This window comes from Amycolatopsis sp. cmx-4-54 (genome assembly GCF_046548895.1).
GTDB lineage: Bacteria > Actinomycetota > Actinomycetes > Mycobacteriales > Pseudonocardiaceae > Amycolatopsis.
Map to the genome: position 1 here is coordinate 95512 of NZ_JAEBEJ010000006.1, position 16766 is coordinate 112277.

16 protein-coding genes are annotated in these 16766 nt (G+C 69.6%); 14 read left to right on the forward strand and 2 right to left on the reverse strand.

Translation table 11 applies throughout. From position 1 onward, the window contains the following. Nucleotides 1–46: 46 nt before the first annotated feature. Nucleotides 47–1042: an LLM class flavin-dependent oxidoreductase gene (locus tag ACLJQ7_RS20980; RefSeq protein ID WP_257485072.1), complete on the reverse strand. Its 996-nt coding sequence runs from the start codon at nucleotides 1040–1042 to the stop codon at nucleotides 47–49. A 185-nt stretch (nucleotides 1043–1227) separates the two neighbouring features. Between ACLJQ7_RS20980 and ACLJQ7_RS20985 the strand changes: the two genes are divergently transcribed. Further along, nucleotides 1228–5022, forward strand: coding sequence for a helix-turn-helix domain-containing protein (locus ACLJQ7_RS20985; RefSeq protein WP_410650286.1), 3795 nt, complete (start codon nucleotides 1228–1230; stop codon nucleotides 5020–5022). A gap of 441 nt (nucleotides 5023–5463) precedes the next feature. On the opposite strand, the gene ACLJQ7_RS20990 is transcribed toward ACLJQ7_RS20985, so the two are convergent. Beyond that, nucleotides 5464–7578 carry a HelD family protein gene (locus ACLJQ7_RS20990; RefSeq protein ID WP_410649905.1) on the reverse strand — a complete coding sequence of 705 codons (2115 nt, stop codon included), beginning with the start codon at nucleotides 7576–7578 and terminating at the stop codon, nucleotides 5464–5466. A 122-nt stretch (nucleotides 7579–7700) separates the two neighbouring features. Here ACLJQ7_RS20990 and rsmD point away from each other — a divergent pair, with 122 nt between their 5' ends. The 13 genes from rsmD to ACLJQ7_RS21055 all read left to right on the forward strand — a co-directional run bounded on the left by rsmD (nucleotide 7701) and on the right by ACLJQ7_RS21055 (nucleotide 16725). Continuing rightward, on the forward strand, nucleotides 7701–8255 hold the full coding sequence (gene rsmD / locus ACLJQ7_RS20995) for a 16S rRNA (guanine(966)-N(2))-methyltransferase RsmD (protein WP_410649906.1): 555 nt from the start codon (nucleotides 7701–7703) through the stop codon (nucleotides 8253–8255). Between the two features lie 53 nt (nucleotides 8256–8308). After that, nucleotides 8309–8791: a pantetheine-phosphate adenylyltransferase gene (coaD, locus tag ACLJQ7_RS21000; protein WP_410649907.1), complete on the forward strand. Its 483-nt coding sequence runs from the start codon at nucleotides 8309–8311 to the stop codon at nucleotides 8789–8791. Between the two features lie 88 nt (nucleotides 8792–8879). Next, the gene (locus tag ACLJQ7_RS21005) at nucleotides 8880–9572 is read left to right on the forward strand and encodes a ribonuclease domain-containing protein (RefSeq protein WP_410649908.1); all 693 of its coding nucleotides are present in this window, start codon (nucleotides 8880–8882) and stop codon (nucleotides 9570–9572) included. Nucleotides 9573–9640: 68 nt separating this feature from the next. After that, nucleotides 9641–10156, forward strand: a complete 516-nt coding sequence (locus tag ACLJQ7_RS21010; RefSeq protein WP_410649909.1) for a SigE family RNA polymerase sigma factor — start codon at nucleotides 9641–9643, stop codon at nucleotides 10154–10156. Continuing rightward, complete coding sequence (locus tag ACLJQ7_RS21015; protein WP_410649910.1) at nucleotides 10156–10944, forward strand: hypothetical protein; 789 nt, start codon at nucleotides 10156–10158, stop codon at nucleotides 10942–10944. The genes ACLJQ7_RS21010 and ACLJQ7_RS21015 overlap by 1 nt, the downstream gene beginning before the upstream one ends. 124 nt (nucleotides 10945–11068) lie before the next feature. Continuing rightward, nucleotides 11069–11794, forward strand: coding sequence for a DivIVA domain-containing protein (locus ACLJQ7_RS21020; protein ID WP_410649911.1), 726 nt, complete (start codon nucleotides 11069–11071; stop codon nucleotides 11792–11794). 111 nt (nucleotides 11795–11905) lie between these two features. Beyond that, nucleotides 11906–12523, forward strand: a complete 618-nt coding sequence (locus tag ACLJQ7_RS21025) for a YceD family protein (protein ID WP_410649912.1) — start codon at nucleotides 11906–11908, stop codon at nucleotides 12521–12523. 72 nt (nucleotides 12524–12595) lie between these two features. Further along, nucleotides 12596–12778, forward strand: a complete 183-nt coding sequence (gene rpmF, locus ACLJQ7_RS21030; protein ID WP_005160412.1) for a 50S ribosomal protein L32 — start codon at nucleotides 12596–12598, stop codon at nucleotides 12776–12778. Nucleotides 12779–12793: 15 nt separating this feature from the next. Then, nucleotides 12794–13540 carry a ribonuclease III gene (gene rnc, locus ACLJQ7_RS21035; RefSeq protein ID WP_410649913.1) on the forward strand — a complete coding sequence of 249 codons (747 nt, stop codon included), beginning with the start codon at nucleotides 12794–12796 and terminating at the stop codon, nucleotides 13538–13540. 71 nt (nucleotides 13541–13611) lie between these two features. Then, a complete protein-coding gene (mutM, locus tag ACLJQ7_RS21040; protein WP_410649914.1) occupies nucleotides 13612–14472 on the forward strand; it encodes a bifunctional DNA-formamidopyrimidine glycosylase/DNA-(apurinic or apyrimidinic site) lyase in 861 nt (286 codons plus the stop codon). A gap of 67 nt (nucleotides 14473–14539) precedes the next feature. Further along, nucleotides 14540–14980 carry an XRE family transcriptional regulator gene (locus ACLJQ7_RS21045; protein WP_410649915.1) on the forward strand — a complete coding sequence of 147 codons (441 nt, stop codon included), beginning with the start codon at nucleotides 14540–14542 and terminating at the stop codon, nucleotides 14978–14980. Then, nucleotides 14981–15544 (forward strand): hypothetical protein, encoded by a 564-nt coding sequence (locus ACLJQ7_RS21050; protein WP_410649916.1) that lies wholly within the window; start codon nucleotides 14981–14983, stop codon nucleotides 15542–15544. Then, a complete protein-coding gene (locus ACLJQ7_RS21055) occupies nucleotides 15541–16725 on the forward strand; it encodes an MAB_1171c family putative transporter (protein WP_410649917.1) in 1185 nt (394 codons plus the stop codon). Before ACLJQ7_RS21050 ends, ACLJQ7_RS21055 begins: the two co-directional genes overlap by 4 nt. Nucleotides 16726–16766 lie beyond the last annotated feature (41 nt).

Sequence of the window (16766 nt, forward strand, 5' to 3'; positions counted from 1 at the left end):
AAAATTCGCAAGGAAAGGACCTTTCATGGCACGGGGGACGGCCGCCTCAGCGAGCCAGTTCGGAGACCAGTTCGTACGACCGCACCCGGTCCGCCTGGTCGTGCACCATGGTAGTGATCATCAGCTCGTTCGCGCCGGTGTCGGCCAGCAGGGTCTCGAGTCCCTTGTGGACCGTCTCGGGCGAGCCGATGATGCTGCTCGCGGCCCGGTCCTCGATGAACACGCGCTCGATGTCGGTGTACGGGTAGGCCGCGGCCTCTTCCGGCGTCGGCAGCGGGATGGGGCGGCCCTTGCGCAGGCTGAGGAACGTCAGGCCGCTGGGGGCGGCGAGGTACTGGGCGCGTTCGTCGGTCTCGGCCGCCACCACGGAGACGCCGAGCATCACGTACGGCTCGTCGAGGACGTCCGACGGTTTGAACGAGTCGCGGTAGAGCGCCACGGCGGGGAGCGTGTTCTCGGCGCTGAAGTGGTGCGCGAACGAGAACGGCAGGCCCAGTTCGCCCGCCATCCGAGCGCTGAAGCCGCTCGACCCGAGCAGCCACACCGGCGGCTTGTTGCCTTCGGCGGTCACGGCGTTGACGGCGCGCTGGTCGGAGTGCTCGAAGTAGGCCAGCAGCTCCGCGAACTGCTGCGGGAAGTTCTCCGCAGTGAGCCCGCCGGGGCCGCGCAGCGCGAGCGCGGTCCGCTGGTCGGTGCCCGGGGCACGCCCGATGCCGAGGTCGATCCGGCCGGGGTGGAACGCCTCCAGGGTGCCGAACTGCTCGGCCACCACCAGCGGCGCGTGGTTCGGCAGCATGACCCCGCCGGAGCCGACCCGGATGCGTTCGGTGGCGGCCGCGACCTGGCCGATCATCACGGCGGTCGCGGAACTCGCGATACCGGGCATGTTGTGGTGCTCGGCGAGCCAGTACCGGTGGTAGCCGAGGGCTTCGGTCCGGCGCGCGAGGTCGAGGGTGTTGCGCAGTGAATCCGCGACACCGCCTCCGGCCACGACGGGCGAGAGGTCGAGCACGGACAGCGGGATGTCAGGCAAGGAGGTCACGCGTCGGTACAACGCCGCGGGCCCCCGATCCCTTCCCGTGCCTGTCGATCGATCGAAATTAACCGACTCGACGTACCCGGTACTGGGCGGAGTTCTCCCGTTTCCACGGTACGGTTGCCCCCTAATGCGAGCGTGGGAAAACCACTGAAAAGAAAGGATTGAAGGTGCCGCGTCCGGAACGACCGCTGGACCCCGGGGACGATCCGTTGCTGGGGTTCGCCGCCGATCTCCGGCGTCTGCGGGAGAAGGCCGGAAATCCGACGTACCGGGAGCTGGGCAGGCGCGCCCACTACTCCGCGGGCACCCTCTCCGAAGCCGCCGGCGGGAAGAAGATGCCCAGCTTGGCGGTCACGTTGGCCTATGTCCGGGCGTGCGGCGGCCCCGAGGAGGAGTGGGAGGCGCGATGGCACGACGTGACCGAGCGGACGCGCCCCGGAGTCGGCGATTCACCGGTTGCCCCGCTGAATGGGGAATCGGTCCCTTATATCGGTCTGACCGCATTCGGGCCGGATGACGCGAGCCGATTCTTCGGTCGCGAACGACTTGTCGGAAAACTCGTCACGAGGCTTTCGGGCCAACGATTCTTGGCCGTTCTGGGGGCTTCGGGTTCCGGTAAGTCGTCCTTGCTCCGGGCGGGTCTCCTCCCGGCGCTCGCCGAGACTTCCGTCACCCTGCTGATGACTCCCGGATCGCGGCCGCTGCAGGAGTGCGCCGTCCAGTTCGGCGCCGCGCTCGGCCTCGCGCCCGGCGGGCTGCTCGCGGAATTCACCGGGCATCCGCGCAACCTCGGCCTCGCCGCCCGTCAGCTGGTCGCCGACCGCGACGGAGACGTCGTGCTGGTCGTCGACCAGTTCGAGGAGGTCTTCACGCTCTGCCAGGACGCCGACGAACGGACGGCCTTCCTGTCGGCGCTGGTCACCGCGACGACCGAGCCGGAGAGCCGGACCAGGGTCGTCCTCGGTATCCGCACCGACTTCTACACCCACTGCGCGCGGCATCCCGAGCTGGTCGAGGCCATGCAGGACGCGCAGATCCTCGTCGGCCCGATGAGCACCGAAGAGCTGCGGCAGGCCATCTCGCGGCCGGCGATCGACGCCGGGTACCGCGTCGAGAACGCGCTGGTCTCGCGGCTCGTCGCCGACGCGACCGGGCAGCCCGGTGTCCTGCCGCTGCTCTCGCACGCGCTGCTGGAGACCTGGCGCCGCCGTCACGGCAACACCCTCACCCTCACCGGCTACGAGTCCACCGGCGGGATCGAACGGTCGGTCGCGCAGACCTCCGAGCACACCTTCACCGCGTTGACCGAACACCAGCAGCGGCTGGCGAACCAGATCTTCCTGCGGATGACCGCGCTCGGCGAAGGCACCGAGGACACCAAACGCCGCATCACCCGCGACGAGGTGGACGCCGACGACCCGGACGTCGCCGTCGTGCTGGACAGGCTGGCGTCTTCGCGGCTGGTCACGCTCGACGACAACGGCATCGAGATCGCGCACGAGGCGCTGATCCGGGGCTGGCCGCGCCTGCGCGAATGGCTCGCCGAGGACCGTGAAGGCCTGCGCGTGCACCGCCAGCTCACCGAGGCGACCGACGCGTGGGAATCCGTCGGCCGCGACGACGGCTGGCTCTACCGCGGCGCGCGGCTGGCCATCGCCAGGGAGTGGGCGGCGGAGCACGACAGCGCGCTTTCCCAGCGTGAACGCCGGTTTCTCGACGCGAGCGTCGCGATCGAGAACCACGAGCAGGCCGTCGCCCGGCGCCGCACCCGGCGGCTGCGTCAGCTCGTCGCCCTCCTGGCCGTCCTGCTGGTACTGGCGACGGCCGCGATGGCGTACGCCGTCCGCGCCGAACAGACCGCCACCAGCCAGCGCAACAGCGCCCTGGCGCAGAAGGTCGCCGGACAGGCCATCGAGATGCGCACGACGAATCCGGCGCTGGCCGCGCAGCTCGCGCTGGCGGCGTACCGCGTCGATCCGAGTGTGGACACCCGAGGCAGCGTGCTCGGGATGTTCGAGTCGCCGTACTCGACCCGGGTCCGCGGGCACGGTCACCGCGTCAACGCGACCGCCCTGCGCGGGGACGGCCAGGTGATGGTCACCGGCAGCTGGGACCACACCGCCAAACTGTGGGACATCAAGGACCCCCACCGCCCGAACGAACTGGCCACGCTCTCCGGGCACACCGCCAACGTCAACTCGGTGTCCTTCAGCGCCGACGGCGCCGTGGTCGCGACGGCGGGCTGGGACAAGACCGCGCGGCTGTGGAACGTCGCCGATCCGGCGAAACCCGGGCCGGGCGTCCTGGTCGGGGCGCATCCGAGCCGGGTCAACGCGGTGGCGTTCAGCCCGAAGGCGGCGGTGCTCGCCACCGCGGACGGTGACGGCACGGTGCGCCTGTTCGACGTCCGCGATCCCGCGAAACCGGTTCTGGCGGCCACCCTCCCCGGGCACACCGGCAACGTGAACGGTCTCGCCTACGCCCCCGACGGGCGGACGCTCGTCTCGAGTGGCGCCGACAAGACCGCGCGGTTGTGGGACGTCGCCGACCCGCTCAAGGCCAGGCCGCTCGGCGTGGCGAACGGGCACACCGCCGGTGTCCACTCCGCGACGTTCAGCCCGGACGGCCGGACGCTCGCCACCGCGAGCATCGACCAGACCGCGCGGTTGTGGAACGTCGCCGACCCGATGTCGCCGTCGCCGCTGGGGACCACGGCCGCGCACAAGACCATCGTGCGGTCCGTGGCGTTCAGCCCGGACGGGGCGACGCTGGTCACGACCGGTTTCGACCGCGCCGCACGGCTGTGGGACGTGACCGACCCGGCGAAACCGCGCGAGAAACCGGCGCTCGTCGGGCATACCGCGGCCGTGGTCTGGGCGGTGTTCTCGCCCGACGGCCGCACGCTGGTGACCGCGAGCGACGACCAGACGGTACGGATGTGGGATCTGCCGGGTCCCGCGATCAGCGGCCCCTCGAGGTCGGCCTGCCGGGCGGTGTTCAGCTCCGACGGGAGGCTGTTGGCCACCGGCAGCCAGGACGGAGTGGTGCGCCTGGTCGACGTCTCCGACACCCGGAACCCGCGTGAGGTGGGCAAGGTCGCGGGCTTCGGCCAGGGCGTCTGCGGTCTCGCGCTCAGTCCGGACGGGCGGACGCTCGCCGCCGGCTCCTGGGACCACACGATGCGGCTGATCGACGTCAGCGATCCGCGAAAGCCGGTCGACACCGGCGTCTTCTACCGGCCGTCGGAGGAGATCGACCCCGTCGCGTTCAGCCCGGACGGCCGGACGCTCGCGACCGCGGGCAGCGGGCACACCGTGAAACTGTGGGACGTCGCCGACATCCGGCGGCCGGTCGAACTCGCGACCCTCACCGGACACGAGGACGACGTCCATTCGCTCGCGTTCGGCCCGGACGGCCGCACGCTGCTCAGCGGCGGGTGGGACCACACCGCCCGGCTGTGGGACGTCTCGATGGCGAAGACACCGAAGCCACTGTCGGTGCTGAAGGGGCATTCCGACACGGTGTTCTCGGTCGCCTACAGCCCGGACGGCAAATTCGCGGCCACCGGCAGCGCCGATCGCACCGGCAAGCTGTGGGACGTGACGGATCCCGCGGCCCCGCGGGAGGCGGCGCTGCTGGCCGGGCACACCGACAACGTCATCTCCGTCGCCTTCGGCGGGAACGGGAAGACCCTCGCGACCGGCAGCTACGACCGGTCCGTGCGACTATGGGATGTCTCCGATCCGGGATCGGTCCGCGAATCGGCGAACCTGACCGACGACGTCGACCGGGTCAACGCCGTGGCGTTCGCGCCGGATGGCCACACCCTCGCGGGCTCGGTGGCGGACGGCAGCGTGCGGTTGTGGGAGACCAGTCCCGAACGGGCCGCCGAACGGATCTGCGCGACGGTGTACCCGCGGATCACGGCCGAGGAGTGGGAACAACACCTGCCGGGGCTCGATTACCGGCCTCCGTGCCCGTGACCACGGTCGATTCGTTGTTCGGCGTTGTTGTTCGGTGAGATCGCCGTGACACCGAACAACGAAGAGGCGCTAGAAATACCCCTGGACGTGCGATGCGTCCCCACATCGTTCACTCACCGGGGGTCTGAAGGGCTCCTTCAGGGCATTCACCAGTGTCCTGAAGGAGCCCTTCAGCTTTTCCACCCCCGTCACGCGAGCTACGCCCCCAATCACGCGTGTCGTCCATCCAGTCACGTGTGTCGTCCGTCTAATCACGTGTGTCGTCCGTCCAGTCACGTGTGTCGTCCGTTCGATCACGTGTGTCGTCCATCCCGGGCCGCCGAACTCGCGTGCTTGGGGACGTAACTCATGTGATCAGGGACGTAACTCGCGTGATCAGGCACGTATCTCACGTGATTGGGCGGCGAACTCGCGCATCCAGAGGACGAAACGCGTGAGGGGTCAGACGGCCGGGATCCAGTCCGGGTTCGAGGCCAGGACCGTCAGCTGCTGGGTCGCGCGGGTCAGCGCGACGTACAGCACCCGGCGCCCGGTGGTCGACTCCGTGATGAGGTCGTTGGGTTCCACGAGGACGACGGCGTCGTACTCGAGGCCCTTGGAGTCGAGGCTGCCGACGACCTTGAGCCGCTCGTCCGACAGCCCGTCGAGCCAGCCTTCGACCTCGGGCACCCGGTCCATGGCGGTGATCACGCCGACGGTGCCTTCGACGACACCCAGCATTTCCTTCACCGCGGCCTGCGTCGCCGCCTCCAGCCCGGCGGCCTCGACGGGCCGCACCTCCGGCGTGATGCCGGTCTGCCGCACCGCGCGCGGAAGCTCGTCGGCCTCCGCGTGCCCGGCGACGACCTTCGCGGCCAGGTCGAAGATCTCCGCCGAGTTCCGGTAGTTGGTGCGCAGGGTGAACCGGCGCCGGGTCGTCTTGAGCCCGAAGGCCTGGTCCCGCGCCATCGCGGCCTCGGCCGGATCCGGCCACGAACTCTGCACCGGGTCGCCGACCACGGTCCAGCTCGCGTACTTGCCGCGCCGCCCGACCATCCGCCACTGCATCGGCGAGAGGTCCTGCGACTCGTCGACGACCACGTGCGAGTACTCGTCGTAGTGCTCGGGCCGGGTCGGGGCGCCGCCGCGCTCCGGGTTGACCTCGATGCTCTGGCGGGTCCGCCTGCTCTTCGGCGGCGGGCCGATCAGGACGCGAAGCTCGTCGAGGAGCGCGATGTCCGCGATGGTCCAGCCGCGCGAGCGATCGGCGAAATCGGCCGCGAGCAGGCTGATCTCACCGCGGTTGAGCAGGCCTTTCGCCGCGGCCGCGAGCCGCTTCTCGGTGCCGAGCCAGCGCAGGATCTGCGCCGGGTACAGGATCGGCCACCAGACCACCAGGAACCGGTGGAACTCGATGCGCTCACCGAGTTCGGTGATCAGCTCGGCCTTGTCGAGCTGACGGCCGTCGTCCTTCGCGTGCTGCTCGGCCTTCGCGGCGAGCGCGTCGAGCAGCAGTTCGGCGGCGCGGATCCGCGACCGGTTCGGCGGCCCACCCGCGGTGTGCACCTTGCGGCGCACCTTGTCGAGCTCGCGCGCGTCGAGCCGCAGCACCTCGCCGCGGTAGACGATCTTCATGTCCTGGGGCGCCTCTTCCGGCGTGTCCCGCAGCGCGCGCAGCAGGATCTTGCGCATCCGCAGCGATCCCTTGATCGCCGCCAGCGGAGCCGGGTCCTGGCGCGTCGCTTCGAGGCCGTCGAGGACCTCACCGAGCGCCCGGAGTTCGACGTTCGTCTCACCCATCGACGGCAGCACCCGCGAGATGTAGCTGGTGAACACCCCGGACGGGCCGATCACCAGGACACCCGCGCCGCCGAGCTGGCGGCGGTGACGGTAGAGCAGGTACGCCGCGCGGTGCAGCGCGACCGCGGTCTTGCCGGTGCCGGGGCCGCCGGTGATCTCCGTGACCCCGCGCCACGGCGCCCGGATGACCTCGTCCTGTTCCTTCTGGATGGTGGCGACGATGTCCCGCATCTTCTCGCCACGCGACCGGCCGAGCGCGGCCATCAGCGCGCCTTCGCCGACGATCTGCATCCTGTCGGGGACCGCGTCGGCGATCAGGACGTCGTCGTCGACGTCGAGCACGTTCTGGCCGGAGCACCGGATCACCCGGCGCCGGACGACGTCCATCGGCTCCTCGGCCGTCGCCTGGTAGAACGCCGCGGCCGCGGGCGCGCGCCAGTCGGTGACGAGGTTGTCGAACTCGGCGTCGCGGATACCGAGGCGGCCCACGTAGATGTGGTCGTTGTCGAGGTGGTCGAGCCTGCCGAACACCAGCCCCTCGTACTCCGCGTCGAGGGTCTGGAGGGTCTGATTGGCGTGGAACACCATCATGTCCCGTTCGAACAGCATGGACGCCTGCTCGAAAATGGCTTCCCGCCCGGCGCCATGGCCGATCTCATAGCCCTTGGTACGCATGGCCTCAGCCTGGGCTCGCAGTTCGGCGAGCCGGGTGTAGACGGTGTCCACATGGGCTTGCTCGATGGCGATCTCGGCCCGTCTGACCCGAGGTTCGGACACGCAACGCTCCTAAACGCTTCTATCGCCTCCGAGGGCGAAGGACGACTCTACGCGAGCTGGGCGGCGGCTTCACCAAGTCCCGGCCAACGTCACGGCGGAAGGCGTTGAGGCACGATGCACGCATGACCAGGATCGTGGCGGGGACCGCGGGCGGCAGGCGGCTGAAGGTCCCGCCGAAGGGCACGAGACCCACGTCGGAACGCGTGCGCGAGGCGCTGTTCAACGCGCTGGAGGTCGCCGGCGAGCTGCAGGGCGCCCAGGTCCTCGACCTTTACGCCGGTTCGGGCGCGCTCGGGCTGGAGGCGTTGTCCCGCGGCGCGTCCGGCGCGCTGTTCGTCGAGTCGGACCGGCGCGCGGTCGAAGTGCTCAAGGGGAACGTCGCCGCGCTGGGGCTCGGCGGCACGGTCCGGGCCGGAGCCGTCGAGTCGGTCGTGGCCGCTCCGGCGACGGAAACGTTCGACATCGTCCTCGCCGATCCGCCCTACGCTGTGGATTCCACCCGTCTGGGGGAGGTCATGGCCGCGCTCGCGGCGGGCCGGTGGGTCACGGACGGCGCGCTGGTGGTGATCGAGCGCGCCGCGCGGGACGGCGAGCCGGACTGGCCGCCGGGCTTCGAGCCGATGCGGACGAAGCGCTACGGCGACACCGCGCTCTACTGGGCCGAATATCAGGTGTGACGCCGCACCGGGAAAGCGCGCAGGAGACCGTCGGCCTTGGTAGCGTCCGCGCCATGCGGCGTGCAGTCTGTCCCGGGTCCTACGACCCGGCCACCAATGGACATCTCGACATCATCGAGCGGGCGGCCAAGCTGTTCGACGAGGTCGTCGTCGCGGTGGGGGTGAACAAGAGCAAGAAGGGCCTGTTCACCACCGAGGAGCGGATGGACATGCTGCGCGAGATCACCGCGAAGCTGCCGAACGTGCGCGTCGACTCGTGGCAAGGACTCCTGGTCGATTACTGCCGCGAGAACGACATCATCGCGGTCGCGAAGGGCCTGCGGTCGGTCAGCGACTTCGACTACGAGCTCCAGATGGCGCAGATGAACCGCGAGCTGACCGGGCTCGAAACCCTGCTGATGGCCAACAATCCGACGTACGGGTTCGTGTCGAGCTCGCTGGTCAAAGAGGTCACCGCGCTCGGTGGCGACATCGAGCACCTGGTGCCGCCGGTAGTGTTCAAACGCCTCTCGGAGAAGTACTCCGAACGAGCTTGACCCGAACGGCCGAAGCCGTTGGTCGGTAGGCGGCGAGAGTTCATCTCGGCGCCTTCTGGTGAATACACGATCGGGTTACGGTCCGAAAATGACCAACAAACGATCGCGGATCGCCGCCGCGCTGCTCGTTCTGCTTGTCACGTTCTTCGGTGGGCTGAGTGCCGCGCAGGCCACGGCCGCCCCCGTCTCCATCCAGCAGAACCCGTGCGGGGATCTCACCGGGTTCAAGCACGTGTCGCTGTCGTCGCTGCCCGCCGAGGCGACGACGACCTACGACCTCATCCAGAAGGGTGGCCCGTTCCCGTACCCGGACAAGGACGGCACGGTCTTCTCGAACCGCGAGAACATCCTTCCGAAGTGCGCGTCGGGCTACTACCGCGAGTACACGGTCCCGACGCCGGGCTCGCCCGATCGCGGTGCGCGCCGCATCGTCACCGGTAACGCCGGCGAGCACTTCTACACCGCCGACCACTACAAGACCTTCTCCGTGATCGACGCCGACGGCACCCCGGCGCCGTCCTGCGGCGACACCTCGAAGCTGACGAAGATCGGCTACTCGACGCTGTCCTCCGCGGCGAAGTCCGTGGTGGACTCCGCGCGCGGCGGCGCGACCGGCACGGTCTACGAGAACCGCGAAGGCGTGCTGCCGTCGTGCGCCGCCGGGTACTACCAGCTGTTCCCGGTGGGCACGAGCGACCGCGTGATCTCCGGCAAGGGCGGCGAAATCGTCTACACGCCGGACCGCTACACGACCTTCAAACTGGTGAACCTCGCCGGTTGATCCGCTCCGTGCAACATTTCGCGCCTCCCCGTCCGTGAGATACACCGGAACACGGACGAGGAGGCACGATGCGGTCTGGGGACGATGCGAGCTTCAGGGAGTTCGCCAGGGAGAAGGCGCTACCGCTCCGGCGGACGGCATACCTGCTCTGCGGCGACTGGCACCTCGCGGAGGATCTGGTCCAAACCGCGCTCATACGCCTGTACCGGGTCTGGTCGAAGGTCCGCCGGAAAGGGCCCGTCGACAACTACACGAGGCAGATCCTGATGCGCTGCTGGCTCGACGAGCGGCGACGACCATGGCGGAGCAGAGAGAACCGCGATGGCGTCGTCCCCGAAGAGCCGGCCGTCCCGGCCGATGCCGGGATCTCGGATTCGCTGCTTCGCGCCCTCGCCGAAGTTCCCCCGAAACAGCGCGCCGCCGTCGTGCTGCGCTACTGCGCCGATCTCCCGGTCGCGGAGGTCGCCGTCGCGCTGCGCTGTTCGGAAGGGACGGTCAGGAGCCAGGCCGCGCGAGGACTCGATGTCCTCCGCGCGGCCCTGCAGAGACAGCACGACGAGGCTGTCTCCGGGAGGAGCGCGTGATGGACGAACTCGAGAACAGGCTGCGCGGGATCACCCTGGCCGAGCCCCCGCTCGGCTTCGACCCGGACGAGGTCGCCGTGACGGCGGCGAAGAAGACGCGGAACCGGCGGGCGGTGGCGCTGACCGGGGGAGCCACGCTGGCGGTGATCGCGGCGGCGGTGGTGTTCGCGGCGCCGGGAGACGATCCCGTGGTCACGCCCGCCGGGCCGACATCTCAAGTCACTGTTCCAGCGAAGCCGCCGATATCGCCGAAGTTGGATTTGACGGCTGAGAAAGCGCGGATCACCAGGCATCTGACGGCCATCCTGCCCGCCGTGCTGACCGGGGCCCGTGACATTCAGGTCCGCTCCGTCCACCAGCTGCGGACCGTGAAGGACTGGGACGTCCTCGTCGCCACGGCCGGGTACCGGGACGCCGGCGGCTTCGCCCGTGTCCTCGTCCTCACGATCAGCGGTACCGAGGCGGCCAAGCTGGGTTTCTCCCTCGCAGACAGCTGTAAGCCGGGACGAAAGGCCGTCGCCGGGCTCGACGCGGACATCTCCGGCGTGACGAGCGGCGAACCGGTGGACTGCGTGAAGCTGCCCCAAGCCGACGGAAGCACCGTCGTCCTCTCCGGGATCGTCCCGTCACTGCCTCCCGGTGAAGTCGAGGCGACGCGCGGGGCGGTCGTGTACCGGGCCGACGGCACGTCGGTGACCGTGACGGACAGCGCGATCGACGGTGGCTCGCCATCGTCCGACGACCAGCTGATCAGACTGGTCACCGATCCCGGGCTCGACCTGCGGTAGGCGGCGCGCGGTACCGGCGGGGACACGCCCGGTACCGCGCGCTTTCACCCCTTACGGCGGCGATGAGGGCAAACTGATCTCAGGGAATGTGGGGATCGCTGTAGCAGTAGGTAGGGAGTGGGCCGTGTACCGGGTTTTCGAGGCGCTCGACGAGCTCGTCACCATCGTGGAGGAAGCCCGCGGCGTGCCGATGACCTCCAGTTGTGTCGTCCCGCGTGGGGACACCTTGGAACTGCTCGACGACATCCGCGACGCGCTGCCGGGCGAGGTGGACGACGCCCAGGACGTCCTCGACAAGCGTGATCAGCTGATCCAGACCGCCCGCACCGAAGCGGCCGAGACGGTCGCCACGGCGAACACCGAGGCCGACCGCACGGTCTCCGACGCGCAGGCCGAGGCCGAGCGCATCCTCGCGGACGCCCGCGCCCGCGCCGAGCAGATGATGGGCGACGCGCACGCCGAGGCCGAGCGCATGGTCGCCGCCGGGCAGGCCGAGTTCCAGAATCTCACCGACCGCTCCCGCGCCGAGTCGGAGCGGATGATCCAGGCCGGCCGCGACGCCTACGAGCGCGCCATCGAGGACGGCCGCGCCGAACAGGCCCGGCTCGTCGCCCAGACCGAGGTCGTCCAGGCCGCGCACGGCGAGGCGGCCCGCATCGTCGACGAGGCGCACGTCGAGGCCGACAAGCAGCGCGGCGACTGCGACGCCTACGTCGACGGGAAGCTGGCCGAGTTCTCCGAGCTGCTGGCGACCACGCTGCGGACGGTCGACTCCGGGCGCAACCACCTGCGGTCCCCGGTCAACCTGCCGGGCAACAGCCGGACGTCGCTGTACGACTACCAGTCCTGATCGCCGAAGTACCTGAAGGCCCCTCGCGAGGGAGGTCGTGAAGGAGGCCTTCACGGACTTCGCCGACCGCGCCCGAAAGTAAGTGGCGGGCACTGCGTACCCTGGTGATCGATGTCTGAGAACAAGTCGCCGCAGGCCAGGCCTGCGCAACTGGACGGCCGGAGCCCGTGGGTGCTCGACACCCGCGAACTCGGCCGTCACGCCGGCCTGAGCAAGGCCGTCCAACGCTCGATCCCCATCGAGACCGCGCTCGGTGTGCCCGACGTCATCACCATCGACGCCGGTTCCGCCCTCGAACTCGACCTGATCCTCGAGTCCGTCGTCGAGGGCGTGCTCGTCAGCGGCACGGCGTCCGCCGTCGCGACGGGGCACTGCTCGCGGTGCCTCGACCCGATCACCGAGGACGTCGAGGTCGACCTGACCGAGCTCTTCGCCTACCCCGGCTCCGCGACCGAGGAGACCACCGACGAGGACGAGATCCCTCGCCTGGTGGACGACCGGATCGACCTCGAGCCGACGGTCCGAGACGCGGTGGTGCTGGCGCTGCCGCTGGCCCCGCTGTGCACCGAGGACTGCCGGGGACTGTGCACCGAATGCGGTGTCAAGTGGGCCGATCTCGAGCCCGGGCACGGGCATGAGAAGATAGACCCTCGGTGGGCCGCGCTGGTCGATCGTTTCGATGACGAAACGGACGACGACCAGGCCGATGGCCCCGGAAAGCAAGCCTGACGAGCACCAGCTCGTTCCGGAGAAGCAAGTTCGCTCGCGACCGCGGGCAGACCGTCTGAAGGAGATCTACTCGTGGCCGTCCCGAAGCGGAAGATGTCGCGATCCAACACCCGCGCGCGCCGCAGCCAGTGGAAGGCGGCTCCGGTTCAGCTGGTGCCCTGCTCCAACCGCGCCTGCAAGCAGCCGAAGCTCCAGCACATCGCGTGCCCGGCCTGCGGCCAGCACAACGGTCGCCAGGTCGTCGAGCCCGCCTGATCGGCAGCCGACGACATGGGGGGCAAATCTGCCGGTGGACCACCCGCGGACCCCGCACCACTGCTCGAAGCTCTCGGGATCACGATCGAACCCGAGCTGCTGACGCTGTCGCTGACCCACCGTTCTTATGCCTATGAGAACGGTGGGTTGCCGCCGAACGAGCGTTTGGAGTTCCTCGGCGACGCGGTGCTGGGCTTGGTCGTCACCGACCACCTCTACAACACCCATCCCGAACTGGCCGAGGGACAGCTCGCGAAGCTCCGGGCCAGCGTGGTCAACATGCACGCGCTGGCCAGGGTCGCGCGCGGCCTCGGTGAGGGCGGGCTGGGCAAGCACCTGTTGCTGGGCAAGGGCGAAGAGCTCACCGGCGGCCGGGACAAGGCGAGCATCCTCGCCGACGGGCTCGAAGCCGTCATCGGCGCCGCGTACCAGCAGCACGGCATCGACGTCGCGCGCAAGCTCGTGCACCACCTGTTCGACGACCTGCTCGCCGAGGCGCCGCTGCGTGGCGCCGGTCTGGACTGGAAGACCAGCCTCCAGGAGCTGACGGCGTCGGCCGGGCTCGGCGTGCCCGAGTACAAGGTCGAGGACACCGGGCCCGATCACCGCAAGGAGTTCAGCGCCACCGTCCTCGTCGGCGGGCGTGAACTCGGCTACGGCTCGGGAACGACCAAGAAGGAAGCCGAGCAGAAGGCCGCCGAGACGGCCTGGCGACAGCTTTCGGCCGAGCTCGACGTCGAACAGGCCCCGAAGACGACCTGAGTCCTCCTCAGCGGGACTTTGCTTTCCGACCGTCCTCACCACTCACGAGGGCCGGTGGGAGAATCGACGGCATGCCCGAACTCCCCGAGGTCGAGGTGGTCCGTGCCGGGCTCGAGGCGCATGTCTCGGGCCGGACGATCACCGAGGTCGAAGTCCTCCACGCCCGCGCGATCCGCCGCCACGAACTCGGCGCCGAGGACTTCGGCGGACGGCTTTCCGGGGTGAAGATCGCCGCCGCCCGCCGCCGCGGCAAGTATCTGTGGCTGGAGCTTTCCGACGGTCAGGCCATGCTCGCGCATCTCGGCATGAGCGGCCAGATGCTCGTCCAGCCCGATGACGCCCCCGACGAGAAACACCTTCGCGTGCGGTTCCGCTTCGCCGACAACGGGCCGGAGTTGCGCTTCGTCGACCAGCGGACCTTCGGAGGGCTGGCGCTCGCGGAACTCACCGAAGTCGACGGGACGGCGTTGCCGGGCACCATCGCGCATATCGCCCGCGACCCGATGGATCCGCGGTTCGACCTCGACCAGGCCGTCCGCGCGCTGCGGTCGAGGCGGACCGAGCTCAAACGCGCCCTGCTCGACCAGACCCTCGTCTCCGGGATCGGCAACATCTACGCCGACGAGGCACTCTGGCGATCCAAGCTCCACTGGGCCCGCCCGACCGACAGACTCACCGCGGCACACGGCCGCGCCGTGCTCACCGCCGCCAGTGACGTGATGGCCGAGGCGCTGGTCGCCGGCGGGACGTCGTTCGACGCGCTCTACGTCAACATCAACGGCGAGTCCGGCTACTTCGACCGGTCACTCGACGCCTACGGCCAGGAAGGACTGCCCTGCGGCCGCTGCGGGACGGCCATCCGGCGCGACCCCTTCATGAACCGGTCGTCGTTCTCCTGCCCGCGGTGCCAGCCGAAGCCGCGCGCGAGGTGAAAACTGTCGTGTACGCCGCGGGCTCCGCGTCAACTAGCATGAACGGGCACGACATGTAGGGAGTGGGATGGTGGCCGCGACCGAGCCCGGTAAGACGACGCTCGCCGAGAAGATCGACAAGCTGTTCCGGATCGTGCTGAGACCCGATCGCGAGCCGTACAGCCACGAGGAGGTCGCCAAGGCCTGCCGCGAGGCGACCGGCGAAAGCTTCTCGACGACGTACCTGTGGCAGCTGCGCACGGGGCGTCGCGACAATCCGACGAAACGCCATCTCGAGGCGCTCGCGCAGTTCTTCGGCGTCTCGCCCGCGTACTTCTTCGACGACGAGCAGAGCGCCAAGATCGCCGAGGAACTCGCGCTCCTCGGCGCCCTTCGCGACGCGGGAGTCCGCGACGTCGCGCTGCGGGCCGTAACGCTTTCCCCCGACGGACTCGACACCATCAGCGACATGATCGACGCGATCGCCCGCAGGGAATCCGGACGGGGCGGCCCGAAGAAGGAGTCGTGAGTGGACCGTCGCCGTAAGGAGTTGTGGCGCCGCTGCCGGAGTCTCGCCGACGGCGTCACTCTTCCCGAGCCCTTCGACGCCGAGTCCTTCGTCGCGGAACTGGCGGCCGAACGCGGCCGCCCCATCGAATTGATGCAGGTCAGCGTCCCTTCAAGCGGCCCGTGCGGGCTGCTGATGAGCACGGAACGCGCGGACTACATCCTCTATCCGACCAACACCACCGCCCTGCACCGACGGCATATCCTGCTGCACGAGGTCGGCCACCTGGTGTGCGGCCACGTCGGCTCCGACGCCGGGGCCGACGGGATCGTGCTCGACGCCGCCGCCGGAAAGGCCCTCATGCCGAACCTGTCGCCGGACCTCGTCCGCCGTGTCCTCGGCCGCACGAGCTACAGCGCCGTCGAGGAGCAGGAGGCCGAACTGCTCGCCAGTCTCCTCGCGCACCGTGTCGCGCGGACGACGGTGCGCGGCGCCGCGCGTCCCGACGAGAGCGGGAGCGATCTCGCCGGCGGGATGGCGAGGGTCGACGACCTCTTCGGCAGCCGGAAACGGCGCCTGCCGTGACCGAGACCATCGCGTACTTCTGCTGCGTGGTGGCCTTCGCGGGCTTCGGCTACAAGCTGATCCAGGCCCGCCACACCCAGCCGTCACGGCGGATGTGGTTCCTCAGCGGCTTCGGGATGTGCATCGCGGGCGGCATCATGCTGCTCACCCCGGCCATGGAGAACGCCGTCGGTGTCGAAGAACCCATCGGCAGCCTCCTCAACCTGGCGGCCGACCTGCTCAAGATCGGCGCGATGGCCTTCGCGGTCGCGTTCGCGCGTTCGCTGAAACTGGGGGAGGGCAAGCGGATCGGTTGGCACGCGGTGCTTTCCTGGACCGTGGTGGTCGCCGAAACCGCGCTCTTCTTCCTGTCCGACAGCTACCGGGTAGGCGACCACACCGCCGCCGGGCCAGGCAAGCTCGGCTGGTTCGTCGCGTACAACGTCCTTTTCCTCGTCTACGGTCTGATCAGCCTGCTGACCTTCTCGATCGTCTTCGCCCGCTTCGCGCGTCATGCCGACCCCGGTCCGCTCCGGATCGGGCTGTGGCTGCTCGTCGGTGGCGGGGTTTCCGCGCTGGGCTGGACTTTCTGGGACGTCGACGACATCTACATCCTCGCCACGACCGGTGCGGTCGACGCCGGTGAGGACACGTTCTCGGCGATCCTGGCGGCGCTGAGTGTCGGGCTCGCCGGGGCCGGCGCGACGCTCAGCGTGTGGGGGCCCGCGCTGGCCGCGCCGTTCCGGCTGATCGGCGCGTACCGGACGTACCGCCGGATCGAACCGTTGTGGACCGCGCTGCGCGAAGCCGTCCCGGGAATCGCGCTGGATCCGGGCCCCGGTATGCCGGGCGGCGTCGAATTCGCGTTGTACCGCAGGGTCATCGAGATCCGGGACGGTCTTCTCGCGTTGCGGCCCTACTTCGATCCGGAGGTCCCGGCGGTCGCGGAAGCCGAAGCGCGCAAGGCGAAGATCCCCGAAGCCCGGATCGCCGCGACGGTCGAGGCCGCGGCCTTGGCCGCCGCGCTCGTCGCCTCCGAGGCGGGCCGCCGGTACGCCCCCGACGACGTTCCGGCGACCTACCTCGACGAGCCGGACATCGCCACCGAAGCGGCGTGGCTGGTGGAGGTCACGCGCGCCTGGCGGCGGTCCGTCGTGGTCGGACGCGTTCGCGACCGAGCCCGTGAAACGCTTGTGGCCTAGGCCGTGTCCGGTAAGTCTGTTCGATGGGCTTCGTGATCCAG